The sequence below is a fragment of the Paenibacillus sp. FSL W8-0186 genome, from assembly GCF_037969765.1.
In the GTDB taxonomy this organism is placed as follows: Bacteria; Bacillota; Bacilli; order Paenibacillales; family Paenibacillaceae; genus Fontibacillus; species Fontibacillus woosongensis.
On record NZ_CP150207.1, the window covers coordinates 430,904 to 455,451 of the forward strand.

Annotated in this window: 19 protein-coding genes and 1 pseudogene; 13 read left to right on the forward strand and 7 right to left on the reverse strand. The window is 51.3% G+C overall.

Annotated elements, in window-relative coordinates; all coding sequences use genetic code 11:
- Window positions 1-663: 663 nt before the first annotated feature.
- Entirely contained in the window at window positions 664-2,271 is a 1,608-nt protein-coding gene (locus MKX50_RS01905; protein WP_213590814.1) for a glycoside hydrolase family 43 protein, read from the reverse strand.
- Between the two features lie 231 nt (window positions 2,272-2,502).
- On the opposite strand from MKX50_RS01905, the gene MKX50_RS01910 reads away from it, so the two are divergent.
- From MKX50_RS01910 to MKX50_RS01920, 3 genes are all read left to right on the forward strand, one after another.
- The gene (locus MKX50_RS01910; RefSeq protein ID WP_213590815.1) at window positions 2,503-3,387 is read left to right on the forward strand and encodes an AraC family transcriptional regulator; all 885 of its coding nucleotides are present in this window, start codon (window positions 2,503-2,505) and stop codon (window positions 3,385-3,387) included.
- Window positions 3,388-3,505: 118 nt separating this feature from the next.
- The gene (locus tag MKX50_RS01915; RefSeq protein ID WP_213590816.1) at window positions 3,506-3,883 is read left to right on the forward strand and encodes a hypothetical protein; all 378 of its coding nucleotides are present in this window, start codon (window positions 3,506-3,508) and stop codon (window positions 3,881-3,883) included.
- A complete protein-coding gene (locus tag MKX50_RS01920) occupies window positions 3,868-4,611 on the forward strand; it encodes a hypothetical protein (RefSeq protein WP_213590817.1) in 744 nt (247 codons plus the stop codon). The genes MKX50_RS01915 and MKX50_RS01920 overlap by 16 nt, the downstream gene beginning before the upstream one ends.
- Before the next feature lie 55 nt (window positions 4,612-4,666).
- Here MKX50_RS01920 and MKX50_RS01925 read toward each other — a convergent pair whose 3' ends face one another.
- Window positions 4,667-5,509: an AraC family transcriptional regulator gene (locus MKX50_RS01925; protein ID WP_339158262.1), complete on the reverse strand. Its 843-nt coding sequence runs from the start codon at window positions 5,507-5,509 to the stop codon at window positions 4,667-4,669.
- Between the two features lie 251 nt (window positions 5,510-5,760).
- Here MKX50_RS01925 and MKX50_RS01930 point away from each other — a divergent pair, with 251 nt between their 5' ends.
- Together MKX50_RS01930 and MKX50_RS01935 are read left to right on the forward strand one after the other, a co-directional pair.
- On the forward strand, window positions 5,761-7,059 hold the full coding sequence (locus MKX50_RS01930) for an alpha-glucosidase/alpha-galactosidase (protein ID WP_339158263.1): 1,299 nt from the start codon (window positions 5,761-5,763) through the stop codon (window positions 7,057-7,059).
- Window positions 7,060-7,203: 144 nt separating this feature from the next.
- Window positions 7,204-7,890 carry a hypothetical protein gene (locus MKX50_RS01935; protein WP_283928321.1) on the forward strand — a complete coding sequence of 229 codons (687 nt, stop codon included), beginning with the start codon at window positions 7,204-7,206 and terminating at the stop codon, window positions 7,888-7,890.
- A gap of 1,217 nt (window positions 7,891-9,107) precedes the next feature.
- Here the strand turns inward: MKX50_RS01935 and MKX50_RS01940 are convergent.
- The 3 genes from MKX50_RS01940 to MKX50_RS01950 are packed head-to-tail and all read right to left on the reverse strand — an operon-like array spanning window position 9,108 to window position 11,657.
- Window positions 9,108-9,293 carry a hypothetical protein gene (locus tag MKX50_RS01940; protein ID WP_155611616.1) on the reverse strand — a complete coding sequence of 62 codons (186 nt, stop codon included), beginning with the start codon at window positions 9,291-9,293 and terminating at the stop codon, window positions 9,108-9,110.
- Window positions 9,274-10,434, reverse strand: coding sequence for a hypothetical protein (locus MKX50_RS01945; RefSeq protein WP_339158264.1), 1,161 nt, complete (start codon window positions 10,432-10,434; stop codon window positions 9,274-9,276). Before MKX50_RS01945 ends, MKX50_RS01940 begins: the two co-directional genes overlap by 20 nt.
- A 29-nt stretch (window positions 10,435-10,463) precedes the next feature.
- Window positions 10,464-11,657 carry an MBOAT family O-acyltransferase gene (locus MKX50_RS01950; RefSeq protein WP_339158265.1) on the reverse strand — a complete coding sequence of 398 codons (1,194 nt, stop codon included), beginning with the start codon at window positions 11,655-11,657 and terminating at the stop codon, window positions 10,464-10,466.
- Between the two features lie 328 nt (window positions 11,658-11,985).
- Between MKX50_RS01950 and MKX50_RS01955 the strand changes: the two genes are divergently transcribed.
- From MKX50_RS01955 to MKX50_RS01965, 3 genes and pseudogenes are all read left to right on the forward strand, one after another.
- The gene (locus tag MKX50_RS01955; protein ID WP_213590822.1) at window positions 11,986-12,720 is read left to right on the forward strand and encodes a protein-glutamine gamma-glutamyltransferase; all 735 of its coding nucleotides are present in this window, start codon (window positions 11,986-11,988) and stop codon (window positions 12,718-12,720) included.
- Window positions 12,721-12,868: 148 nt separating this feature from the next.
- Window positions 12,869-13,081, forward strand: a complete 213-nt coding sequence (locus MKX50_RS01960) for a TM2 domain-containing protein (RefSeq protein ID WP_244996403.1) — start codon at window positions 12,869-12,871, stop codon at window positions 13,079-13,081.
- 170 nt (window positions 13,082-13,251) lie between these two features.
- Window positions 13,252-13,845 (forward strand): annotated as a pseudogene (locus MKX50_RS01965) (aldo/keto reductase); the annotation flags it as partial.
- A 92-nt stretch (window positions 13,846-13,937) separates the two neighbouring features.
- Here the strand turns inward: MKX50_RS01965 and fabF are convergent.
- Entirely contained in the window at window positions 13,938-15,176 is a 1,239-nt protein-coding gene (fabF, locus tag MKX50_RS01970) for a beta-ketoacyl-ACP synthase II (RefSeq protein WP_213590824.1), read from the reverse strand.
- 122 nt (window positions 15,177-15,298) lie between these two features.
- Between fabF and MKX50_RS01975 the strand changes: the two genes are divergently transcribed.
- The 3 genes from MKX50_RS01975 (at window position 15,299) to MKX50_RS01985 (ending at window position 21,533) form a co-directional block, all read left to right on the forward strand.
- Entirely contained in the window at window positions 15,299-16,153 is an 855-nt protein-coding gene (locus tag MKX50_RS01975; RefSeq protein ID WP_283926724.1) for a helix-turn-helix transcriptional regulator, read from the forward strand.
- Between the two features lie 129 nt (window positions 16,154-16,282).
- The gene (locus MKX50_RS01980) at window positions 16,283-18,196 is read left to right on the forward strand and encodes an LTA synthase family protein (protein ID WP_339158266.1); all 1,914 of its coding nucleotides are present in this window, start codon (window positions 16,283-16,285) and stop codon (window positions 18,194-18,196) included.
- Window positions 18,197-18,449: 253 nt separating this feature from the next.
- Window positions 18,450-21,533, forward strand: coding sequence for a copper amine oxidase N-terminal domain-containing protein (locus MKX50_RS01985; protein WP_339158267.1), 3,084 nt, complete (start codon window positions 18,450-18,452; stop codon window positions 21,531-21,533).
- Between the two features lie 191 nt (window positions 21,534-21,724).
- Here MKX50_RS01985 and MKX50_RS01990 read toward each other — a convergent pair whose 3' ends face one another.
- Window positions 21,725-22,339, reverse strand: coding sequence for a GNAT family protein (locus MKX50_RS01990; RefSeq protein ID WP_339158268.1), 615 nt, complete (start codon window positions 22,337-22,339; stop codon window positions 21,725-21,727).
- Window positions 22,340-22,512: 173 nt separating this feature from the next.
- On the opposite strand from MKX50_RS01990, the gene MKX50_RS01995 reads away from it, so the two are divergent.
- Both MKX50_RS01995 and MKX50_RS02000 read left to right on the forward strand, forming a co-directional pair.
- A complete protein-coding gene (locus MKX50_RS01995) occupies window positions 22,513-23,559 on the forward strand; it encodes a phosphotransferase (RefSeq protein ID WP_339158269.1) in 1,047 nt (348 codons plus the stop codon).
- Window positions 23,531-24,529: a glycosyltransferase gene (locus MKX50_RS02000; protein WP_213591083.1), complete on the forward strand. Its 999-nt coding sequence runs from the start codon at window positions 23,531-23,533 to the stop codon at window positions 24,527-24,529. Before MKX50_RS01995 ends, MKX50_RS02000 begins: the two co-directional genes overlap by 29 nt.
- Window positions 24,530-24,548 lie beyond the last annotated feature (19 nt).

The following is a 24,548-nucleotide window of genomic DNA, read 5'->3' on the forward strand; positions in this document are numbered from 1 at the left end:
ATCTGTATGTGATAAAGAACCTGGGCGAACCCCGGGTTCTTTATTTTTGGGTTGAGGGTAAGTTTGGGGATGAGGGCGTGACGCAGTGTGTAGGATAGATGGACGATGAGGCGTAGTAAGTAGTAAGTAAGTAGTATAGTGTGACCAGCCAGGCAACATGTGCGAACGTAACGGTGGCACGGGAGTGAAACGGGTAAGGAGCAAGTGAGTGAATGAGTAACAAAATAGCTGAGTAGCAGGGTAAGCAAGGTAACTAATTGTCTGGCGATCGGATGTGCGTAAATTAGGTGGTGGCATGCTAACGGACATTGGTTCCGCTATAGCTTCAAAATTGGCGAATTTGCAGATCTAACGGACACAGGAGCCCCTATTGTGCCTAAAAGCCTCGTAAAAAAGACGATTAAGGGCAAATAACGTCCCTGGTGTCCGTTAGGGTTGGGAAAGTATCTTTTTGGGGAGAATAGCGTCTCTTGTGTCCATAAGGACTCAGTGGGGAGCCGAACCACAAATGGACAACGAGTAACCAACTGAAAGTTGTGAGTAACCACGGCCACACCGCAGACAACGAGCTAACCTCAGACCAGCCAAGTATGAGTGATGATCAACCACAAAGCAGGCCGCCCCAGGATAACCATATCCTTGGACGGCCTGCTGTTTCATAGATTAATTGTTCTTGTAGACGAAATAGTCGAAGTCGGCTGGCTCGTTTTGACCGGAAGTGTCCTGGCACTGCATGCCTACGAACGCTCCTGTGAAGAAGCCTCCGCCTTGGATGTAGTCGTCCGACAGCTTGTAGGAATAGAAGTTGATCGGGATGACGGTCCAATTGGCTCCATCGAACGAATAGGAGTAACGGTACACATCGGTCTCAACGTCTACGCGCAGGTACACATACTGGACGTCCTCAGGAATCGCGATTTCATTGCCTTGCAGCGGTGCGGAGAACGTAAAGTTGTCGCATGCCACGATTTCCAGGATTCTGCCCTTGTCCTCATTCCAGGAAATTTGGCAGGAAGTCCAGTTCTGGGTGTTGTAGTAATTGACTAACCCGGCAGACTGCTGGAATGTCGTTGGATTGAACGCAACCTTGGTTTCCGCCGTGAAGTTGAAATGCTGCCAGCGTCTGGCAATGAACGCCTGTGTAAATTTGGACGTCAGCGATTCCTTGCCGTAAAGACGCAGATGGCCTGGTTTGTCGGTAAGTGAAACGATATTCTCGCCAAGTGGAATCCGCAGGCTCTGGAAGTGGAGGTTCAGCTTGTCGCTATCGAAATCGTCTTTCTCTGGGAAATCGGGCTCCCACTTCACTTCCGGAATGTTAGGCCCTTCGATTTGCAGGGAAGGCTGATTGCCGCCCACGACGTAAGGCCAGTCGTTCTTCCATTCCAAGCGCTGAATAGCCGTCTCTCTGCCCAGCGGGCAATAGCCGCGAGGGTCGAGCAATGGCTGACCTTCCCGGGACAACGGTCTTCCCGTCAGGTGAACGAGGAACCATTCGTCGGTATGCGTCTGCACGATCGAGGCATGTCCAGCCTTTTGCAGCGGGTTACGCGGTACGGCAAATGACGAGATCAGCGGGTTGTCTGGATGTACCTCGTAAGGGCCGCGCAGATTTTTGGATCGTGCCAGCGTTGCGCAGTGATCGTATTTGGTGCCGCCTTCGGCCGTCAGCAAATAGTAGTAGCCGTTGATTTTGTATAAGTGTGGCGCTTCCGTCAGCTTAATATCGGTTCCTTTGAAAATAACTTCCCGCTTGCCAACCAGCTTCTTCTCACTGGCGTTGTACTCTTGAAGTACGATCCCATAGAAACTGTGATGGCCGACGCGCTGATCCCACAGCATGTTGACGAGATATTTCTTGCCGTCCTCATCATGGAACAACGATGGATCGAAGCCGGAGCTGTTCAAATAAATCGGCTCGGACCATTCGCCGTCGATCGTATCGCAGGTCACGAGATAGTTGTGGCAGTCCTTCCATTGGCCTTCGGTCACTTTTACGTCCGTGTAAATGAGCCAGAATTGACCGTCCGCGTAGGACAGCTGAGGCGCCCAGATTCCGCCGGAATCCGGATTGCCCATCATGTTGAGCTGGCTTAAGCGGTTCAGAGGTCTCGTTACCAGCCGCCAGTTCTTCAAATCCTTTGAGTGGTAAATGCCCACGCCAGGGAACCATTCGAAGGTGGATACGGCAATATAGTAGTCTTCTCCAACACGACAAATGCTCGGGTCTGGGTTGAAGCCCGTCAAAATCGGGTTTTGAATGATAGCCATGCCTTTTGCTCCTTTATTAGGTTATTTGGAAAAGATGGGAGTCGAATAATTGAGGTTCACACAGATAAATTACCCATTTCCACAAATGGCCTACGGGTACTATATCTATGTTACAATAACTATATTGTAACAATCTTATATGAAGCTTCCAATATCCATTGTATGTGGTTTTTTACCCAAATCAATTAACTTTGTCGGCTGTGAGAAATGATTGTAAAGGAGTCAGGTGCTATGGAGGTCAAAACGGATCGAATGAGAAAAGAAATGATGCTGCCCGACATGGAATCCACTTTCCGCGTATTTGCCGCCCACTGGCGCACGGTCGACCGGGATTGGAAGTATCCTTCCCATAAACATCCCCTGTTCGAGGTCAATCTGGTTCTGTCCGGTACGCAGGAAATGAAGGTCAATCGAACGGTCTACGTACAGCAGCCGGGTGATCTGCTCCTGCTTGGGCCGGATGACGTGCATGAAAGCCGGGTGCTCGGCGAGGAGGAAATGACGTATTATTGCGTGCATTTTGACGTGGATGAACGAGCCTTCCGGGAGCTGTTGTACCGCAACGAAGCCTGTTATCATGCTGCGGGAAGCGAACTGGCATCAGCGATCCGCCCTGCGCTGGACAAGCTGATCGCTCTGACGTCGGAGGAGGCTGTGGTCCGCGTAGAATCCCGCATGGCAGCATTGTCTGCGTTGTTCGAGCTGTTTGCGGGAATTAGCGGCACGCTTGGCAGGCGGGACGGCGATGCTCCGCCATCGCGGATGTCTCAGACCGCTTCCGAGGTTGCTGCTTTACTGGAGCAAGCCGTGGATGAAACAGCGGAAGGAACCCGCGATGGCCGGGACATGGAGACGATCGAGTCGATCGCTGCGGCAGTAGGCTACAGCCCCTCTTCGGTGAACCGGATGTTTACATCGGTATTTGGCGTGTCCCCGCGGCAGTACATGTCCAACTTGATGCTCAAGAAGTCCAAGCTGCTGCTAATGGATCCCGAGTTAACAATCGAGGACGTTTCGCATAGGCTGGGCTACAAGAATATCGCCCATTTCAGCCGCCAGTTCAAGCGCTGGACCGGAGAATCGCCAAGCCGTTTCAGGGGGCGGTTTCATAATTAGGGCTTTAATGTCTGGTTCAGGAATTCATATTTACAGCAGTAAAAAAATAACATATACTCCTTACTGTTTGGCATTTCAAAAGGAATGACCTATAAATTGGTAAGGAGTGATTTTTTCGTTGAATCAAAACCAAACACGTAATCCGGGCCCCAGCTTAGACCCGAATTATAATGCTCCAGTTTCTGGGCCTCCTCCATGGGGAAATTACAACGGTCCGCCAGTTCCACCGGAGCCGCAATATTCGCGGGTAGAAGCAATCGCCCGCAGCTATGGAACCGGCATCGTCTTTAGACGTTGGGCCGCTACGATGATAGACCTGGTCACTTTTGTGGGGATTCTCTTTACGATGCTCTCTTTTAACAATCCGTATTTGGCCCCGGTCTTTATTGGTTTCCTGCTGCTGTATCATCTTTTGCTTGAAGGCTTTACGGGTTACACAGTAGGAAAATTCATTGTCCGCATGATGGAAGGCCGCCGGGATTGCTTAAGTCCTTGATTCGGACGCTGCTCCGCCTCGTCGAGACGAATCCAGCGTTATTTGGGGCCATACCTGCGGGAATATGCGCTCTGGCCACGAAGAAGAAGCAGCGTCTAGGGGATATGGCCGCCAATACATATGTGTTAAAAGTGTCGGATTTAAAGTTCAAGGAGCCGAGCCGCCGGGCCAAAATTACGCTTACGGCGATATTCTCTGTCATTATTTGCCTGGCAGTAATACCGAACGTGATTGCCTTGACCATAACCGATTATCCGGAGTCTAAGCCGGTAAGCGTTGTACATAGAAGTGAAGATGGTCAGTTTCAAATAACGGATGGATTAGGATTAAGACGTGATTCTTCGACAATCAAAGAGATTGACGCGAACCTGGCAATATCCAACTATTGGGGCAGCAAAGGTATTGTTGTATTTACATATCCAAAAGAGGAATTTGAAGCTGATGTTACGCTAGAGGATTTTTACTTAGCCATGAAGGAGGAAAGGCTGGGTGCAGCGACAACCGTTATCCAGGACCGGATGATCCGAATAAACGGCGATGGGGCTTACGAATTGATCTACCGGGAGAAGGTCGACGGAGATGATTACATTTATATTGCGACATTTGTAGCTACACCGGAGCATTTTCATGAAGTCATCGCCATTACGGAAAAACGGTATTACGAGGAAGACCGGTCTAAGCTTCGCGCAACCATAGCTACCTTCAAGGAAACGAGCGGCGATACATAAGTTATGCTGCAGCCAGGATTGCCCCAAGGTCAAAATATATGACCTATTGGGGAAGTTATTTTTTATAGCTCTCCCCTCGCTTTCTGGAGGACCTGGGCGAGTGGCCAGTCACTTTTTTGAACATTTTCGAGAACAGAAACGGGTCGGTATAGCCGACAGAGCGCGATACATCGCTGATGGTAAGCTCGGGGTTGCGGAGCAGCTCGATGGCTCGATTCATCCGATATTCCAGCAAAAAGGTTTGTAAAGAGACGCCGAACTGCGCCTTGAACAGCCCGGATAAATAAGTCCGGTCAAGCCCGACGGAACGGGCGATGTCCATGACGGTAATTTTTTGGCTGTAGCTTCGCTCGATCCATTCAATGGCTTTGCTCACATAGACTTCTTTGGAGTGGGAGGCCTTAGGCTCCAGTGCCGCATCCGGTGAACAGGAAATCAGTTCGGCCATCATGCGGTAAACGATACTCTGAATCAGAACGTCTCCGCCGCGTTCCAAGCGGGCAGCTGCGAGATCGTTGTAGAAGGTTTTGAACAGGCGGCTGTTTGTTTGAAAAATGGGGCTGACCAGGGAGAGGCCGGCCCGCTGCAGCAAGGATTTGACATGGAGCCCTCTGAAGCCGATCCAGGAATACGTCCATGGGCTGGCCGTGTCAGCCTCATAGTGGACCAGGGTATCGGGGGGAATAAGGAAGCCATCACCAGATTGCAGTTCATAGGTCTGGCCGCCGAGATGAAACCGCCCCGCCCCTTCAAGGACGTAGTGGATAATGTAGCAGTCGCGCAGCCCGGGGCCCCAGGCATGGCCGGACAGGCATTCCTCCATGCCAAAGAATAGCAGGCTGAGATCCATTTGGCTCTGAAAAGTTTCGTTAAAGTGAACGATATTGATACGGCTCATTTTGCTGTGTTCCCTCCTTCCGTACCGGCTCGCCGCATTCAGCACCATGTATTGCGCCCATGCGGTGAATAGCCGGCTTCTTGTTATTGCATGTTACATGCATTATAACAGGTATGGTATTGGATACAACCGAGGAAGTCAGGTTAGTAAATGGGATTATGACATGTTTATGTGGGAATGAGCCATGTTCAGTCCACTGCTTTGCGCATATAGTTAAGTTACATTTAACGAATGATGGAGGCGATGAAGCAGTGGCTAAAATTACATTTTTGGGCGCAGGAAGTACGGTATTTGTCAAAAACGTTCTTGGAGACGTGATGCTGACCGAATCTCTGCAGGGCTTTGAACTCGCTTTATTTGATATCGATATGGAGCGGCTAAAGGATTCGGAGAACCTGCTCAACAGCATGAAGCAATCGCTTGGCAGTACCTGTGTTGTAAAGGCTTACAGCGATCGGAAGGAAGCGCTTCGGGGCGCGAAATATGTCATTAACGCGATTCAGGTGGGGGGATATGACCCTTGCACGATTACCGATTTTGAAATCCCGAAAAAATATGGACTGCGGCAGACGATTGCCGATACGCTGGGGATCGGCGGCATATTCCGCAACTTACGGACGATTCCGGTGATGCTCGACTTCGCTCGGGATATGCAGGAGGTATGCCCGGATGCTTGGTTCTTAAATTATACGAACCCGATGGCGGTACTGACGAGTGTCATGAATACCGTGGGCGGAATCAAAACTGTCGGCTTGTGCCATAGCGTCCAGAAATGCATTCCGGAGCTGTTTGGAGCGCTTGGCTTGAGCGAGGAAGGCCTGGAGACGAAGATAGCCGGGATCAATCATATGGCCTGGCTGCTGGAAGTGAAGCGGGACGGCAAGGATCTGTACCCGGAAATCCGCAGGCTGGCCGCCGAGAAGCAGAAGGAGAGCCACCATGATATGGTGCGCTTTGAGCTGATGCTGCGCTTCGGCTATTATGTCACGGAATCCTCGGAGCATAATGCTGAATATCATCCGTATTTTATTAAACGTAATTATCCCGAGCTGATCGAGCGCTTCAATATTCCGCTGGATGAGTATCCGCGGCGCTGCATAGCTCAAATCGAAGGCTGGAAGGAGCAGCGGGAAAAGCTGTTTGCCAGCGAAAGCATCGAGCATACCCGTAGTCTGGAATACGCTTCGTATATTCTGGAGGCGATGGAGACGAACCGTCCATACAAAATTGGGGGCAACGTCATGAACACAGGCCTGATTACCAACCTGCCGCAGGAAGCCTGCGTCGAGGTGCCATGCTTGGTCGATGCTTCGGGCATTACACCAACCTATGTCGGAGCGCTGCCGCCACAGCTTGCCGCATTGAACCGGACGAATATTAATACGCAGCTGCTGACGATCGAAGCGGCGGTTACCGGAAAGAAGGAGCATATCTATCATGCGGCACTGCTTGATCCGCACACAGCTGCGGAGCTCTCGATCGACGACATCGTGGCGATGTGTGACGATTTGATCGAAGCCCATGGAGACTGGCTGCCGAGGTTTCAATAGCGGCTTCACCTCCAACTATTGACGCTGCTTGGCAGGTGCTGGTATCATTTGGTCAATTGGCGAAGAACGTCCTCAATCACTTTTAGGTGGTTTGAGGGCGTTTTTTTATTTTAATATTCGGTGGAGTAGGAGGAACTGTCTGTGATGATGAGTTTTCAGGAAGCCCACACAGCTTTTATTCAGAGCCATTTGGGCCGTCGAACGGGTGAGCGAAAAAGCAGACTGGAAAGAGGGCATGGACATGGAGAGATTCTTTTTGCAGAGAATGTATGGTGGCCATTAAAAGGAGGTTTTGATGGTCTTCATCCTGAATACGAAGTGCTCGATTGGCGCGGGAGGTCGTATTTTGCCGATTATGTCTTTGATCCGATGTTAAGCCGGTTATTGATCGAAATTAAGGGATTTGGCGAGCATGTCACCAACATGGACCGCAAAAAGTATTGCAACGAACTCAAGCGGGAAGCGTTTTTGGCTGGTATGGGATTTCAAGTCATTTCATTCGCTTACGATGATGTGGCGTATCAGCCGGCTGTCTGCATTTACTTGCTGCGTATGGTGCTGAGCCGATTTGAAACGTCGAATAAGCAGGTGGAACGGATTTTTTTCGCGGATCAAGAGATCATTCGCTACGCCATCTTTCTAGCCCGACCAATTCGACCTATTGATATCGCGGAACATTTCTCGATCAACCATCGCACCGCGCTCGGCCATTTGAAGCGACTATGTCAGAAGGGTTGGCTAAAGCCGGCCTATCGCGGGACAGGACAACGCATTTTGTACTATGAATTAACGAGGCAAGGGATCGATGGGTTGGATAGGGGACTTAATTAGCTCGTGCATGGGGCATGTTAGTTTTATTTAGAAATGTTAGTCTGGTCACCGGGTTTGAGGATGAATCCGGGTACTACATGCATTTTATACAACTAGTTAGCCTCCTTTATCAAAAAGCAATCGTGCTAAATGCAGATCATGCAGTTAGTTTGGCTGAATTAGGTTGAATCGTCATATTTATCTCAAACTAAGTGTAGGTTCTACAGTTAGTTGCCGCCAACTCGGCAAAACTCGGTGAACTAACTGTATGAAATGCATCTAGATCTAGATACCTCGCTAATCCAGACGTACCCACCATCATGGCCATCATCGCCATCAGACTATCCTAATGTCACCACTCCTACTCATGCTTGTACGAAATTGTAATCATGCTTGTGTGTGGTCGTAATTGTACGTGGTCAGCTTGTTCATTGGCATGCTCGTGCACGGGGCATGTTAGTTTTATTTAGAAATGTTAGTCTGCTTACTGGGTTTGAGGATGAATCCGGGTACTACATGCATTTTATACAACTAGTTAGCCTCCTTTATCAAAAAGCAATCGTGCTAAATGCAGATCATGCAGTTAGTTTGGCTGAATTAGGTTGAATCGTCATATTTATCTCAAACTAAGTGTAGGTTCTACAGTTAGTTGCCGCTAACTCGGCAAAACTCGGTGAACTAACTGTATGAAATGCATCTAGATCTAGATACCTCGCTAATCCAGACGTACCCACCATCATCGCCATCATCGCCATCAAACTATCCTAATGTCACAGTTCTACTAGCCGTTGTCACCACCCAGCCATAGTGCCCTCTAGTCGCATCCGTCAATCATGGCCGTCACCATAATTAACTCATCCCATATAGCGAAGTTGCTGCTGCCTACATTAATTACTTGCCCTACCTGCAACACTACGTGTCTACATTACTGCCCTACCTGCAACATCTCGCTACCTACATTACTGCTATCAACTACGCTACCAATACATCAGGTGCTCTACCCTGCAACATTTGCGCGCGAAGCTCCCAGCGCCCGGTGGCCGGTGTTACATGAAGATGGTCAATACGGTTCAGCGGGGCCAGACAAAACCCAAACAAATAGAAAGGCTCCCTTGCTCAATAACGAGCGAGGAAGCCCATAGTCGCGCGCGCTATAATAACGCAGACTTACATGTTAAAACGCGAACAAGATGATTTACACCTAAGTCCATATTAGATGTTCATATTAGATGTTCATATTAGAAGTTCATATAGATGAATTCCTGCGTCTCGCCGGAGAAGAATAAGACGCCTATCACGATAGCTATGATGACAATAGCTCCGCCGACCGCTGTCCCCAGCATCATCAGTGCTCGGCCGATCCGATGGCTGAGGCGGTTGGCTTTGGTCTTGGCGAGCTTGGCGCTACGGGTTTGTAATTCCATATTGCGTCAACTTCTTATAGAGAATTTCGCCGAACATTTTGTTGCCTTCATCCAGCATATGGGACGGATCGCGATAAAATTTATGCGGAATCGTATTATCCTTCCCTTTGTTGAATTCGATGTAGGAATAACCTCTAGACTCGATCAGCTCCTGATAGGCTCCCATCACTTTATTGTAATCATCCCAATTCAGCAGCTTCTTCTTGGTGAGATGCTCTTTATCCAGCGGAGCGGAATAGAAAACGGCCTTCTTGTTATGCTCCTGCAGCAGATCCAGCGTCTTCTCAATCATGAACAAGCCGAAGCTGTCATCCTTATTGAACGGTTTGTTCCATGTGTATAGTTTTTTGAAGTGCTCTTCGATTTCCTCTTTGTGTTTGTCCTGCATTTTATCGAATGCCGTGTACATCGGAGCATAGCTTGGTGTCACACCATTCTTCTTGTCCAGCTCGCTCTTGATTTCCCGGCGGATTTTCTCCATCGGGGTGCGCGTCTTGAACAGCTTGTAGCTAATTACGTCGCGATCATGGTACAGCGTCCAGTTGCTCAGGAAATGGGACGTGGCCCAGTTATGGATATCGCTTGGAAGCGACTGGCGGTTCTTATCGGGAAAATCGTTCAGCCAGCTCCGCGGAATGTTCTGATCCAATTTCGTAATGAGAGACGGATATACCGTTACATTAGACTCGTTATCTGAGACGACGGCTATCCCATAGTTAATTTCATAGACGACATAATCGATCTTGTCGATAATTGAAGCCAGCACGGCATAGGTCTCTGTAAATCTGCCGCCCGTCAGGCCAAAGTTGAGCACCTGTTTGTCCTTGAGATGAACCTGCATCACCCCGGCGGAGGTATTGGCTCCCTTCATGACAGTCGTACCGTAAACGGTAGAAGGGCCGAAAATGCCGACCGTCTGCTTCCCGTTATCCGGCTGCTCATTCAAATATTCGATCCATAGCGGGGTATAGACGATGGAGTCGTAAGCCGGCACGCGCAGTTCCTTCTTCGCGTGAGTCACGACGTCTTCCTTCATATGGTCGACAATCGGGCTTGCCCCGTCGCTAATACCGATCAAGCCTGCGATTGCAAGCGAGACCATCATGACGGTAACCGTCTTGTTCATAAATAAATTAGACATGGGTAATCCTCACTTTCATTTAAGCTATTTTAGCGTAAGCCCAGCAAGCGAAGCATGAGATCCCATCCGTCGACGATCGGCAGTATGAAGAATACCCGGCTGATCGTTACGCCAAAGAAGGTGATCAGAATGGCAATTACCGTTGTTCCCGGCTTCAGCCACTTCGGAACGGGCTTTAATTTGGGCTTGATTTGCTTCACATGGAAGCGATGGATGCACAGCATGACGCCATGGAACATTCCCCAGACGACGAAATTCCAGGCAGCCCCGTGCCAGAGCCCCGACACGGTCATCGTGGCCATCAGGTTCAGATAGACTCTTGGCGCAGGCACGCGGCTGCCCCCGAGCGGGAAATACACATAACGCGTGAGCCAGGAGCCGAGCGAGATATGCCACCGGTTCCAGAACTCGGCGATGCTGCGGGCCAGGTATGGAAACCGGAAGTTCTCCGGAATGACGATACCGAACAGCCGTGCCGTACCGATCGCAATGTCTGAATAACCCGAGAAGTCAAAATAAATGACAAACGTATAGGCGATCAGCGAAATCCATAGTGTTCCGGTATCCGCGCCGGCAATTCCGGCTTTAGAGTATACCGGCTGGGCGAGCAAATCAATCGTTCCGGCCAGTACCAGCTTCTTGAACATACCGAACCCGATTCGAGTGATCCCGATCAGGATATGGTCGATATGGAACTTCGCTTTAATCTGCGGATAGAACACCTGGAATTGCTTGATCGGCCCGGCTACCATCGTCGGGAAAAAGAAGATAAACGACAGCAATCCTTCCGGTCTGTGGTCCGGCAAATTTCCGCGTTTGCGTTCCACCAGGTAGTGAATGAGCTCAAACGTGAAATATGATATTCCTAAGGGGAGAACGATTTGTTCGGCCTTCGGAAAAAAGGGCTGCTGCATGAATGCGAACAGGTCGTTCAGCGTATCCAACAGCATATTCGTATATTTGAAGTAGCCGAGCACGAGAATGACCCCGATGATCGCAGCGGGGTAAATCCAGCGTTTACTCCATTTGGCTGCGGCCTTGACGATGAGGATCGCAATGATGACCTCCGCCAGCAGCAGGAACAGGTAGGAGCCTGCGTAGTAATAATAAAAGGTGACGCCTGCGGCGAACAGCACCCAGGGTCTGATTCGATGCGGCATAATGTGATACGTGACGACAGCCACGAGCACGAACAGCCAGTATATCCAGTCCGTATAAATCATAATGTTCTGATTCCACCATCCAAAATTTGTATACTGTCTCTCCTATTACTGCTTGTTCATGATAGCACAACATCAGCGCATCCGGTTATATCAAAATTCGCTAAATGCTCCAATTATCTGAAAGAAGATCAGGCACCAGTATACAAAATTCGTCAATTTGCACGGTGAATCCTTCTTTTTAGTATAAAAAATGGCTCCTGCCTTTGGTCTATAAAATTAGACGCTTTTCCGGAGCAAAAGTTTCCAGGATTTGCGAGCTGCCGATAGATATGCACCAAAATACCCTGCCCCGCATACAATGCGGGTAAATCGCCTAGGAGGTGGGGCCGTGATTATTACGTTCAATATGAGGGCTGGCCGGCTCGACCAGCTTGCATCGTCAGAATTATATCGGAGCATTATTGCCCAGAAGAGACAGACTCAGGCCGTTTATACGTACCGCTCGCCAGAGGCGCTGGATTTCGAACTGGCGATGAGAGGAGCGATCGTTCAGGCCGCCAGGGATTTTCACGCGGGAGGAGCCCAATTCGCAACCTTCAAAAATTCAAGGGCCAATGAGAGCTTTTGGACCCGCATGCCTAATGGAGGCCTTCGGCTTAGGGAGGAAGTGCTGCCATCGGACGCAATCAGAGACATCTTCAATAATGGCGGGAGGTATGCCATGGAGTGCGCGACGGCCATGGTGGTCATCCTCTATAAAGGGGTGTTGGATACGATTGGCGATAAAGCCTTCAATCGTCATTTTAATCAACTGGTGCTCTATGATTGGCAGTATGACAGCGACCTTCAGTTGACCCGTACTCCGCAGGCAGCAGCCGGAGACGTCGTCTATTTCGAGAACCCGGATTTCAATCCGGAAACTCCGGAATGGCAGGGAGAGAACGCTATATTATTGGATGATCATCTGTACTTCGGCCATGGGCTGGGCATTAAATCGGCTGACGCCATCATCAATGCACTAAATGGGAGGAGAAAGTCTGGAAGCTCGACCTCTGCCTATCTGTCGGATTTGGTCGTGCATCCGGATTTTGAATATATCCGGCGGCTTCAGGAACGGGCGTAGAAGCCCGGTCTTCATCGACAAAATAAAACATTTATTAACAAAAATACAAATAAACTTCATAATATAAAATATTTTTCTAGACCTAAATAGAGGCGTATGTTATACCGATAATAAGTTAGAAAAAACTATTGTTGTGGGGGGAAAAACCGTGGAAAAAAGTGACAAATCATTTGTAGCTGCACTACTGCTGGCATTCTTTCTGGGCTCTCTAGGAGTTCATCGTTTCTATGTAGGCAAGGTGGGAACAGGAATCATCATGCTGCTTACTTTGGGCGGGCTCGGAATTTGGACATTAATCGACTTTATTCTTATCGCTGTAGGCAGCTTCAAAGACAGCGACGGCAGAACGATCAAGGCCTAGGTTCATACATAGGACAGTCTAGACAGTCTGTACGGGCTAACATAGCGCTGGCTGCTTAATGCGGCGCTTTTATATGACATACGTACAAGCAAAGCGACCGCACTTTGGCAAATAGCCAGGGTGCGGTCGCTCTGGTTTCCGGCTCCAGCGGCATATTGTTTAATTTATCCGAGGATGTGCTGAAGCAGTTGGATGCTTCGCTTAAAGCGCTGAAAACGGATTATATCGATTTATACCAGTTCCACTCGGGGCCGGATGCTGTATTCGATAACGATCAACTGTGGACGATGCTGGACAAGCAGGTTCAAGCCGGCAAAATACGTCACCTGGGTACCTCGATCGGGAGCAATGACAATCTGCACCAGACCGATGCCTCAAGCCAGGTGAATTCCAAGGTAATCCAGGTTGTGTATAACCGTCTGGACCGAGTGCCGGAGAAGCGCGTCTTTCCATCCTGTGAACGTCAGGATCTCGGGGTGCTGGCTCGCGTTCCGCTGGCCAGCGGCTTCTTGAGCGGCAAGTATAAGCCTGGCGCCCAATTCGATGCAACAGATGTGCGGCATCGTAAGGATGCCGAGGACGTTCGCCGCAAGCTGGAGGAGGTTGAGCGGATTCAACGGGAGGAAGTTCCGGCCGGTGTAGACATGGCGCAATGGGCATTGGCCTGGTGCCTCAAGAACCCGGTCGTAAGCGCGGTCATTCCCGGCTGTAAAAACCCCGAACAAGTGGCATCCAATGCGGGTGCAGCCGATTTGCTAGAATAACGATATATACTATAAATACTATAAGCCCCGCTAGCCATTGCGCTGGCGGGGCTTATTTATTGCCAAACGATCGATCGATATCGGGCTGCAGGCTATTGCTCATAGCCTTTTAAGACGATGACCGCGTTATGGCCGCCAAATCCGAAGGAATTGGATATTCCAATGCGCAGCTTGGCCTGCCGCGCCACGTGAGGCACATAGTCTAGATCGCAAACCGGGTCGGGATGGTCCAGATTGATCGTAGGCGGAATGATGCCCTGCTCCAGCGATTTGACAAGGGCCACGGCTTCGACGGCGCTAGCCGCACCAAGCATATGGCCGGTCATCGATTTATTGGCTGTTACTGGAATACGGCCGGCATGCTCCCCGAACAGCTTCTTGATCGCCTTTGTTTCCGACCAGTCGCCAACCTCGGTGCTCGTAGCATGGGCGCTAATTACATCCACATCCTGAGGCGCGATATCCGCTTCCTTGAGCGCAAGCTTCATCGCCCGATAAGCGCCGACGCCCTCCGGGTGGGTTGCGACGATATGGTAGGCATCGGAGGTTGCTCCGTAGCCGATCACTTCGGCGTAGATCCGGGCTTTCCTCTGCTTGGCATGGCTGAACGACTCCAGGATGAGGATGCCGGCGCCTTCCGCCATAACGAAGCCGTCCCGGTCTTCATCAAACGGCCTGCTCGCCCTGGCCGGCTCGCCATTGCGCGTTGAGAGCGCGGTGGCGTTGCCGAAGCTGGCGACGGAAATGTCCGTGATTGCCGCCTCCGTCCCTCCGGCAATGACGAGGTCAGCACCGCCTGAAGCGATGAGGCGGTACGCTTCCCCGATTGACGTATTTCCAATCGAGCAGGCGGTGACCGGAGACAGCGTAGGTCCGGCGGCGCCGTATTTAATGCTGATCATCGCCGCGGCCATATTTGAGATCATCATCGGAACAAGCACCGGGCTAATCCGCTCGGGCCCCCGTTCCTGCAGCAGCCTGCTCTGTTCGAGCAGGGTGTCGATCCCTCCTGTGCCGGAGCCGACATATACCCCCATGCGTTCTCTGTCGATTTGCTCCAAATCGAGTCCAGCATCGGCAATGGCCTGATCGGCGGCAGCCAGTGCAAATTGGCAGAAGCGGTCCATCCGCCGTGCTTCCTTGCGGCCAAACAACGCTTCGGCATCGAAGCCTCGCACCAGCCCGGCGATTTTCGTCTTATGCCTGGACGTATCAAAAGTATCAATATGAGAAATGCCTGATTCCCCATGAATCAGGCGATTCCAGAACAACTCCACCTGATTGCCGAGCGGCGAAATGACGCCCAGTCCCGTTATTGCAACTCTTTCCATGTGAACCTCCTTTAGAGCTGTTATGGGAGCTATTGTGTCACATGTATTATCCTATTACAAGTTGTTGATTATTATAGTATAATCAGTACCACTTTAAGTGTTTGGCTAAGGAGGAGCAGGGGATGAAGCAGGAGACAAGGCTGCAGGAGCTGTCCGCATTTTTGAAGACGCACCGGGCCAAAATCGTTCCTCAGATGGTCGGGCTTCCGGCAGGGACGCGACGTAGAACGCCCGGTTTGCGCAGGGAGGAGGTTGCCCAGCTTGCCGGCGTCAGCACGACCTGGTATACCTGGCTGGAGCAGGGAAGAGATATTAAGGTTTCCGCTTCCGTGCTGGATAACATTGCGGCCGCTCTGCAGTTGACCCGGGATGAACGCAATTACTTATATGCGCTGGCGATGGATACCGGAGGGGGCCCGGTTTCGGCAGGCCAGCTGCCGCAGGAAGGGCAGCCGGAAATAAGTCCCTCTTTGCAGAAGATTTTGTATGAGCTAAAATACTGTCCTACCATTATTTCGGACCGAAGATGCCAGATCGTCGGCTGGAATGAGGCGGCCTCGCATGTGTTCCTTGACTTTGAACAGGTACCGGTGGAGCAGAGGAACATGATCTCCCTGCTGTTCACAAGGCAGGAATTCCGCAGGCTGGCCGGTAATTGGGAGCAGTTTGTGCGGGGATTCCTGGCGATTTTTCGCGCCTATTATGGCCAGTACGTGGAGGATCAATGGTATGAACGCTTCCTGAGCGAGATGAAGGCGGCTCACCCGGACTTTAATCAGCTGTGGGAGCAAAGCGAGGTCAGCTCCGCCCCGGAGGTTATTCTGGAGTTCAGGCATGCCAAAGGGGGCAAAATGCATTTTCAGCTCACATCGCTGCAGGTGCATGGAAACGTGGATTTGCGCTGCAGTATTTACACGCCTGCTCCGGACACTTCTACGGAGTACAAGCTGCGCCAGTTGATGGAGAAGCAGGAATGAACGACTGCTTCTTGGGGTCCATAAATTACCAAGACCCCTTTCATGGATGTTATAATGTTCAATGCACTGTTTAGATAAGTATAGGGAAGTAGTTTTATTAGATATACCGGGCAAAGGAAAGGATGGAATATGGATCGAATCAACGCATGGTACAAATCGAAGCTGGTCGTGACCGGGACGCTGCTCGTTCTCAAGCTGCTGCTGCTGCGGACGTTCTTGTTCGGCAATATCGCCTGGGGCGGCCTGCCGGGGGAATTGTTGTCCGTACTGGGGGTGTTATGCCTTGTAGAATTGGTGACGCCGGCCAAAAGTAAAGGAGTTGTATTTTGGAGCCTCAATGCGGTATTTTCATTCCTGTTCTTCTCATCGGCTCTCTATTTTGCCCATTTCGGAACGGTGCCGACGTACGCCGTCTTAAGCGGGTTAAACCAGGTTCCCCAAGTGCGGGCCAGCGTTGGCGCGCTGCTGCGGCCAGAACAGTTTCTGTTCTTTGCGGACTTTGTGCTTGCCGCAGGCTGGCAGATCGTCCGAACGGTCAACCGTCGCCGTAGAGGCGTGGTGCACACGTTCTTCACTAAGCAGCAAAAGAGCCGGAAATGGGTATGGAATTCAGCCGTGTCCGGGCTGCTGCTAATGAGCGCAGTCTCTTCTGTATACTATGTGCTCGAGGGCAAGCAGATCGACAATGAGCTCGTCCGGGCAGAGAAGATTGGACTCCTGAACTATCAGGTTGTTGCTGCGGTCAATAATCGGGCAGAGGACCGGATGATCGCAGAGGGAAACATCGAACAGACGCGGGCCAACATCGCCAAGCTGCAGAGCAGCTACCCTTACCGAACCAAGGCGGATGCCGCTGCAGCTCCAGATTATTTTGGGATCGCTCAAGGGATGAACCTGATCGTGATCCAGATGGAATCTTTTCAAAATTTCCCGATCCACTTAAAGCTGGATAACGGGGCTGAGATTACGCCGGTATTAAATAAACTGGCCGAAGAGGGCATTTATTTTCCGCATGTATATCAGCAGATCGGACAGGGCAATACGTCGGATGCCGAATTTATGTTCAATACCTCCATCTATCCGACCGCAGCGGTGGCGATGTCTACCGGCTATGGCAACCGCGAGCTGCCAAGCCTGCCTAGACTGCTGCAGGAGCGGGGGTATTTGGCCAATACGTTCCATATCAACAAGGTAACGTTCTGGGATCGAAACAAGCTGTACCCAGCGCTTCATTTTAACCAATATTACGACAAGCCTGCCTTCAATAACGATCACTTCAACGACTACGGGGCATCGGATGAGGAAATGTACCGGGTCGGCGTGGAGAAGCTGGCGGATCTTCATGCAAGGAATAAGCCGTTCTATGCCCAGTTCGTAACGACCTCGAGCCATTCGCCATTTATCGTGCCGGAATCGTTCCAGCAAATCGAGCTGCCGGACAAGCTTAAGGGGACGAATTTGGGGAACTACATCAATGCCGTTCATTATACAGATTACGCCATCGGCCAACTGATGGAGCAGTTGAAGGAAGCTGATTTATGGGACAGCACGATGCTCGTGTTCTACGGCGACCATTTCGGCCTTCAGCCTCATGAGACGAGCAAGGAGGAGATCACGGCAAACCTGGGCATTCCTTATGATGATACGGTCAGCCGGTTCAACATTCCTCTGATCATCCATGTGCCCGGCAAGGAGCTCGGCATTGTGGAGGAGCGGGCGGGGGGGCAGGTCGACATGCTGCCGACCGTTGCCAATTTGCTGGGGGTCTCCCTGGACGAGGAAGGTTTTACCGCTTTGGGCCAGGATTTGCTGAACATTGACCGCAATGTGTTTGGCGTACGTTACTATTTGCCGACGGGCTCTTTTTTCAACGATGAAATTATGTTTACTCCCGGACAAGGCTTCGAGGACGGACAAGCCGTATCGATCAAAACGCTGGAGCCGGTTGCGGATTTCACCCGGTATCGCCAGGATTATGAGTACGTGATCTCGCTAATGAAGCTGTCGGACGAATATGTGAAGCTGCTGCCGAAACGCCGGTGATAATATCTTTATTTCTGCTTGATTTGAAAAATGCCTTTCGGGACTGGTGTCCCGGCAGGTGTTTTTTTTAATTTTTCGGCTGCAGGCGCCTATTTAGGCAGAAGGCAAATGCCTTATCCCGACAGGCGAATTATGCATTTATAAGAAAAAATTAGAGTTCCTAAGAAACTTTTGCTCGTCCAGACACGTCAAATAGTCAAGGCAATGCCAACATGGGTAAGAAATATATACCAAGACATAGGAGGTTAAGCATGTGAGGAAAATTTGGGCTACTATACTATCAGCACTCTTAATTTTTCCATTAGTATTACAGACACCAGCTCAAGCAGCACAAGCCATCAGCATTTATATTAACGGGGTCAAACTGCCGACGGATCAAGCGCCGGTTCTGGTTGGAAGCCGGGCCATGCTGCCCCTGCGCGCCATTTTTGAGGCGCTGGATGCAGAGGTAGACTGGAATAATAAGACAAAGACCGTGTCCGCCTGGAAAGATGGCACGACCGTCGTACTAAAGATCAATGCCAGAACAGCCACGGTCAACAACCAAACGTTGAGCCTTGACGTACCTGCGCAGATTCTCCAGGGAAGAACGCTGGTTCCGGTCCGCTTCGTCAGCGAAGCTCTAGGCGAGGATGTCGTGTGGGATGCTTCCAGCAAGACCGTGTATATTACAACGAACAGCAATCCGGTGTCAGCCGATCCTGTCACATACGTATCGGCCAGGGATATCGCTGACAACGGGGATGGCCGCGATATGCAGATCAGCTTCTCGCGGGCTTCGAATCAGTCCTCCATCGACCACTACCGGGTCATGGTCGTTAAGGCGAACAAAACGTCCGGGTTTAATCTGGCCTCGGCCCTGAAGGTGCCTTCTGCCAACTATACAAGCGTAGCAGTCGGAAGCATCGATCCGACAATTACGTTAACGTCGCAATCCCGTGACGTTGAAGGGGATTTGATCAAGGCAGGCCAATCCTACGTAGTGTACGTAGTTTCGGTCGGCAAGGGCAACTTGGCTAGCGCCCTGTCCTACCCATCGTCTTCCATTACGCTGGGCACCAAAAATTCGGTGGCGGCGGTGTCGAATGTAAGGGTCACCGACGTCAGTGACTATGGAGACGGAAGAGACTTGTATGTAAGCTTTACGAGACCTTCCAAGGATAGCGATATTTCCAGCTACCGTATCTTTGTCGTCAAGACGAAGGATGCAAGCAAGTTCGATCTTGCCACGGCGAACGGGCTGTCCAGCCAATATTACACCGTTGTCAACAAAACATCGAACAGCACGCTGTCGACAGCGTTAAGCTCAAGCGTAAGAGATTCTGCCGGGGACTATATCAGGAACGGTGTGCCTTATACCGTATTCGTACAGTCGATCAGCAGCAATACGGGCAGCGCAGCACATAAGCTGTCTGCCGCATCGTCTTCGATCACGCTGAGCACGGGATCGGTAGCGGCACCAGTGATTACGCAGGTGCTTGATGAAAGCGATTATGGGGATGGCCGCGACCTGCGCATCAGCTTCACGAAGCTGGCCGATGAATCCAAAATTAGCGGCTACCGCGTGTTCGTCGTGAAAGCCAGCGATTACGGTTCTTTTAATCTGACGAAGGCCAACAATGTGTCCAGCTCGAATTATACCGAATGGAACAAAGACGGCTATAATTTTAATCGTAACTTGCCTTCAGGAGCAAGGGACGTAGACGGAGCGACCATCCGCAACGGGGTCAACTACCGGGTGTTCGTGATGGCGGTAGGCAGCGGCGCTTATGCAGGCAACAATGCGCTGTCCAGCCCGTCCTATGCTATTACGCTGCTTAACAATTACAGTGTAGGCAAGGTTTCGAATCTGAACGTCAGCGATGTCAGCGACTACAATGACGGCCGCGACCTGCTGGTATCGTTCAACCGTGCTTCGGATGAATCCAATCTGAGCCATTACCGCGTCCTTGTTGTCAAGGCTTCTAATGCGGGCAAGTTCGATCTGGCGAAAGCGAACGCCGTATCCAGAGAGAACTATACGCAAATTAACAAAGGCGGCAACAGCTATGTAACGCAGGCTCTGTCCTCTGGCGCAAGAGATGTTGACGGTGCGGCCATCCGCAACGGGGTCAGCTACCGGGTGTTCGTGCTATCGGTAGGCAGCGGCAGCTATGCGGGCAACAACGCGCTGACTGGGCCATCCTCCGCGATCACGCTGAGCAACAACTATAATATTGGCGCCATAAGCGGCCTGGATGTACAAGACGTGAATGATAATAACGATGGCCGGGATCTGCAGGTATCGTTCACCCGCGCTTCCGATGAATCGAATATTAGCCATTACCGCGTCTATGTGGTCAAAGCCGCGAATACGGGCAGCTTTAATGCTTCTAAGGCGCTCGGGGTTTCCGCAGCAAACTATACCCGCGTCGACAAAGCCGGCTCCTACTTGAGCTTTACGCTTCCTTATAACGCGCGGGACGTGGACGGAGCGGCCATTCGCAACGGCGTAAGCTATCGCGTATTTGTGCTCTCTGTAGGCTATGACGGCTCCGCAAGCTCAAGCGCATTATCCGCTGCTTCCGCGGCAATTACGCTTAGCGGCAACAGCGCAGTAACGCCGGTCGGGAACTTGTCTGCGGCGGTCAATGGGAATCATGGCGACGGACGGGATATCGTCGTCAACTTTACAAGATCAACTGCAGAGAACAATATCGCCGAGCATCGCATCCTGATTGTGCCGGCAAGTCAATATTTCGGCAAGGAAGAGGCCAACGCAGTTAGATCGCCTAACTATACAGTGGTCTCGGCAGGCAGAGATGTCTCCCAGGCTTTGACGGCTTCCACGCGCGACGTGAACGGTAACGGGCTGAAGACGGGCGAATCCTACCGGGTATACGTTCTGTCCGTATCCAAGAGCGGCACGGCTTCCTTGAACGCTCTGGCCGGTCCATCCGGTGACATCCGCCTGACGGCCGTTGATCCTGCTGCTCCTTCGGCAACGGGTGTCAGCGTTTCGGCGGATGGTAACTCCGCAAGCCTTATCGTCAGCTTCACCAAGCCTGCGAACGAGAATGGCATTTCCTCGTATGCGGTCCTGCTTGTTCCGGCAGGCGAGGGTATGAACGAGTCTCGGGCGAGCGGATTGGAGTCCCGCTTGTATAGAACCATCGGCAAAGGCGGAACGCCGATTGTGACATTTACGGAGGCCGATGTGGACGCCTCCGGCAATGCGATTACAGCAGGCACGGCTTACCAAGCCTATGTACTGTCCATTGCTGACGGAACGAACGCTACCGTGAACCGGTTGTCCGATCCGTCCAACTCCGCAGCCCTGACCATTGCCAATCCTTAAGCAGTAGAATGGACTGCGAAAGCGGGAGCGGCGGCGATAATAACAGGCAGGAGTTCTGAAAGTATTGACGCAGCTATCGAAAGTATTAGCGCGTTACGGCATAAGCTCACCATGGCTGAACGCAACAAACCAAGAAAGAACCTGAGGCAATGCCTCAGGTTCTTTGCGTATGCGCTGATTTGCACAGCTCGTCACTTCACAAGATGCACGGGCGGCGGGCCATCGCCTTTTAACAAGCTAAAGCAGGCGATATCGATGAATTTGCCGTCTTCGAATTCGGACTCGCGCTCGATGCCCTCGTGGCGGAAGCCTAGCGAGAGCAGTGTGCGTTGGGCGGGCTGGTTGCCTCCCTCGATCCGTGCTTCGATCCGGTTCAGCTTCATAGAATCGAAGCCAAAGGCAATAAGTGCGTTTAACGCCTCTTTGAGCAAGCCTCGCTTGCGGTACTCGGAATGAAGATCGAATACGAGCTCTGCCTTGTAATGAGCTTTGTTCCAGCGGTAAAAACCGCAGGATCCGATCAGCCGGTTGCTGTGTTTTAAATAAATGCCGAAGCGAATTCCCCGCTGCTCCTGATAGGGAGTCATAAACCACTCCTGTATGCGGTGTGCAGCGGTCTCCCGTTCCGGAACCGTCGTTCTGCGGGAATCCTTGCTCGCCTGAATGTCCAGATGCTTCTCAGGCCCCTGGCGAGTCTTCATCATTACGGAATTTCCATACAGCTCTGCAGCCGCCTCCATATCCTCCAGCGTCACTTCTCGCAATTGAAGACGCTCGGTGGATAGGGCGGGGAAGCGGTCAAACATGGTGATCCTCCTTGGCACATCATTATTCTGCGGTCCTAGTATCCATATCCTATATATTATAACCGATGATTGCCATAATCGCTTCTTGAGACGGATTGCAAACCCCTGTTTTTTTCATCGAAACCTGTCGTTTGACAATCAAACCTAAGGTTAGTACCCTTACAATAATAAACTTGTACCCGAAAGGTAACATGAACAATATGCAGGAGCCGAACGATGTTCTTATATATGTATCCGAGAGCGGCGAGCTTAATGACCGCTATGTGTGGAAAAGGGAACAGCTGTACCAGGGCATGAACGGCAAGTTCGTAGAGCGCTTCTATCCCTCTCCCGAACGAAGCTACGTTTTCAAGCCGGTAACCCATGAAGGGAACGGGGATCGCGAGGCCTGGGTGTACGAGCATGTCCTATCCTCCTTCCCGCCTATATATCCGCAGTTGATTGCGTGTTCTGCGCCTGGCCGGGGCGAGGCGGGCTGGGGCATCTTCGAGGATCTAGGGACGATCAGCCATCGCTTCGACGTTAGGCATGCCCTGCTTGTGGCTAAACAGATGGCCTGGTGGCATTCTTATCCGCCCGAGCATTGGGGCGATGTCCCGGATACGGGGCAGAAGCCGGAGCTGCGGCAGATGGCTGCTGACCTGTCCGAGCGAAAGGACGAGGCGGAGCTTGCCTTGGAAGCAGCGGGACTGCCTCGCAGGTGTGTTGATGATATTCTGTGCAATATGGATCAAGCGGGAGCCGGTCTGTGGGCGGAGGAAGCGAAGGTACTGTCGCACGGGGATCTGCACCTTGGCAATTACACAGTTACGGAGAGCGGTGAACTGTACATTCTGGACTGGGAGCACGCCCATCTGAACGTTCCCTTCTGGGATTTATATTATCTGATCGATATGTCGCACCCCCGGTATCCCAAGCAGATGACGCTGGCTTACCGCGAGCGGATATTGCGGTACTACCTGAAGCAATCTGCTTATTACGGCAAACCATGGGAGGACGAGGAGACATTCATGGAAACGTACAGCCTGTTTGCGGCGGTATTCTCGCTATGGATGCTGATGCTGATTGCGAATGATCTGCGGCAGGATGGAGGCGTCTGGTCCAATGCCGAGCTTCTGGCTCAACGGAGCGAGGTAAAGGCCAGCTTGTACGATTGCTGGAGCAAAATTACACAGAAAGGACAGCATGCCAGTGAAAAAGGTCGGACTAGTTATGCGTAAAATCCAGTTTGCCGAAGCCCAGGGGCCGCGCGTATTTGCCGAGCGCCTCCAGGCTTTGGCGGCTGAGCTTGGAGTGGAAATCATCTTTATTTCGCCGGAGCGCCATGTCAGCGGCCATGACTGGATTCCCGGCTACGAACATGAGAAAGGAGATTTGGTCAACTACGACATCGTACTTGACCAAATTTATGCCCAGGGGATCGAGCATGTCATCTTTACGGTATCGGGATTCACTTATTTGAAGATGTTTATCAAGAACAGCGTTCTGTTTCCGCACAGCTTCCCGGATCCGGCCTTAACAGGGTACGAAATGATGAAGCCTTTCTACAGCATCGTGGACAAGGCTATCGTGCAGACCGAGTTCCTGAAAAAGCAGCTGGACAGCGTGTTTGGCGTTACCGATGTCGATGTGATTCCGATCGGCTTCAGCGAGGAGCTAGCGAATCGTTATTTCGATCCGGGTGCGATCGTGCACAACCGCGTGCTGTGGATCGGCCGGGATGAGGAAAACCGCCGGCCGGACCTGGTACTGGAATATGCCCGGCGCAATCCGGACCGGGAAGTGTATATGGTATTCGGCGGCGAGCGTTACCGGGAGAGCATGAAAAAGTATAATATTCCGGGCAACGTCAAGCTTCAGTTTGCTTTGTCGCAGGCCGAGATTTTTCAGCTGATGAATTCAGCCAAAGTATACTGGAGCTGCTCTAAATTCGATACGTTTGCGATGCCGCTGACGGAAGCGCTGGCCATGGGCAAAATCGTCGTGAAGCCGGAGCATCCCTGCTATGACCATATCAGCTCGCGGCATGCCTTCGCCGGGAATGAGCACAACTGGTTCGAGCTGGTCAATATGGCGCTGGATTCGCCGCACTCCCATTCCCTGGATAACCGGGAATATGCTTTTGGCAAATTTTCGAGCACGGTGATGAAGGAAGGGTATCGCCAGTTTTTTGATGGATGGTTAAAATAATCTATTACAATAATCTTCT

What these genes read in the sequence shown, in the direction of transcription:
- MKX50_RS01945 (WP_339158264.1), bottom strand. Translation starts at nt 10,434, where the DNA reads ATGTCTAATTTATTTATGAACAAGACGGTTACCGTCATGATGGTCTCG.
- MKX50_RS01975 (WP_283926724.1), top strand. Translation starts at nt 15,299, where the DNA reads ATGAAGCAGGAGACAAGGCTGCAGGAGCTGTCCGCATTTTTGAAGACG.
- MKX50_RS01935 (WP_283928321.1), top strand. Translation starts at nt 7,204, where the DNA reads ATGATGAGTTTTCAGGAAGCCCACACAGCTTTTATTCAGAGCCATTTG.
- MKX50_RS01910 (WP_213590815.1), top strand. Translation starts at nt 2,503, where the DNA reads ATGGAGGTCAAAACGGATCGAATGAGAAAAGAAATGATGCTGCCCGAC.
- MKX50_RS01990 (WP_339158268.1), bottom strand. Translation starts at nt 22,339, where the DNA reads ATGTTTGACCGCTTCCCCGCCCTATCCACCGAGCGTCTTCAATTGCGA.
- MKX50_RS01905 (WP_213590814.1), bottom strand. Translation starts at nt 2,271, where the DNA reads ATGGCTATCATTCAAAACCCGATTTTGACGGGCTTCAACCCAGACCCG.
- MKX50_RS01950 (WP_339158265.1), bottom strand. Translation starts at nt 11,657, where the DNA reads ATGATTTATACGGACTGGATATACTGGCTGTTCGTGCTCGTGGCTGTC.
- MKX50_RS01940 (WP_155611616.1), bottom strand. Translation starts at nt 9,293, where the DNA reads ATGGAATTACAAACCCGTAGCGCCAAGCTCGCCAAGACCAAAGCCAAC.
- MKX50_RS01980 (WP_339158266.1), top strand. Translation starts at nt 16,283, where the DNA reads ATGGATCGAATCAACGCATGGTACAAATCGAAGCTGGTCGTGACCGGG.
- MKX50_RS01925 (WP_339158262.1), bottom strand. Translation starts at nt 5,509, where the DNA reads ATGAGCCGTATCAATATCGTTCACTTTAACGAAACTTTTCAGAGCCAA.
- fabF (WP_213590824.1), bottom strand. Translation starts at nt 15,176, where the DNA reads ATGGAAAGAGTTGCAATAACGGGACTGGGCGTCATTTCGCCGCTCGGC.